Here is a 1,038-nt window from a genome sequence, read left to right as displayed (position 1 = left end):
TTCATGCTAAGTTAAATTGAGGACACGCCCTAGAAATCAGATGTTTTTTAATAAGAATCCCGTTCGTCAAACACGTTTTACGGTAGAACAAATCCAAATGCGGCAAAAACGATAATAAACCGATTTTTGCCCATTTATCTTATATAGTGGATTAAATTTAAATCAGGACAAGGCGACGAAGCCGCAGACAGTACAGATGGTACGGAACCGACTCACTTGGTGCTTCAGCACCTTAGAGAATCGTTCTCTTTGAGCTAAGGCGAGGCAATACCGTACTGGTTTTTGTTAATCCACTATAAAAGCAAAGAAACCGCCATTAGCACTACACCCCCCCAAGCTGCGGCTGCCAAACACATCGGCTGCTTCTCGACGCACCCGCTGAAAAATGCGTCCTATCCGTCCGCCTTGCCCGCACCCCCTGACTTTGCCGCCCTGCCCGATGCCGTCTGAAGCCTGAACCGCCCCACCAGCCCGATGACGCACGACACCGCCGGAAAGGGCATACACAAAGCCGTCAGCACATAACGCGCATTCCCCGTATTGACCACGTCCGCGCCCTTCAGCAGCAGCGGCAGCGCGTTCGCCCACTCCCACACCGACGGCGCGCTGAACGCCAATACCGCCACCAGCCCCAACATCCGGAACACCCCGATTTCCAACACCTGCCGCCGCCGCACCGAACGGTTGAGCAAAAACACAACCGCCAACCCGAAACAGACCACCGCCGCCATACCGCCGTTGGCGACAATCTGCAAACTGTTGAATGCAATATCGGGCGTAACCGCCAACACGCTTTCCGAATCCGGCACGGCACGCTGCAAATCCAAACCCTGCAACACATTCAACGCAAAACCGTAGATCAAATCAAAAAACACCACGCCTATCGGCAAAGCACTCAAAACCCGCCACATCTTCCTGCCCGACCAACCGCTCAAAACTTTCATTTTACCCGACCACGCAAGCCGCCGAACAAAAAACAAGGGGCTGTCCTAGATAACTAGGACAAACTCGATTTTACTAATTGTTTTAAAATGGAAC

1 protein-coding gene and 1 pseudogene are annotated in these 1,038 nt (G+C 52.1%); one reads left to right on the top strand and one right to left on the bottom strand.

Features of this window, described 5'->3' with window-relative positions; all coding sequences use genetic code 11:
- Nucleotides 1-31: 31 nt before the first annotated feature.
- A pseudogene (locus HMPREF2959_RS13470) lies at nucleotides 32-115 on the top strand (peptidase C39); the annotation flags it as partial.
- A 277-nt stretch (nucleotides 116-392) separates the two neighbouring features.
- On the opposite strand, the gene HMPREF2959_RS03735 reads toward HMPREF2959_RS13470, so the two are convergent.
- Nucleotides 393-944, bottom strand: coding sequence for a hypothetical protein (locus HMPREF2959_RS03735; protein ID WP_002234451.1), 552 nt, complete (start codon nucleotides 942-944; stop codon nucleotides 393-395).
- Nucleotides 945-1,038 lie beyond the last annotated feature (94 nt).

The sequence above is a fragment of the Neisseria sp. HMSC070F02 genome (genome assembly GCF_001814225.1).
GTDB lineage: Bacteria > Pseudomonadota > Gammaproteobacteria > Burkholderiales > Neisseriaceae > Neisseria > Neisseria meningitidis.
The sequence above is the reverse complement of the archived record's forward strand: the minus strand, read 5'-3'. Positions and strand labels throughout refer to the sequence as shown.

Excerpts from the sequence above, each read along its gene's own strand:
- HMPREF2959_RS03735 (WP_002234451.1), bottom strand. The coding sequence starts at position 944 with ATGAAAGTTTTGAGCGGTTGGTCGGGCAGGAAGATGTGGCGGGTTTTG.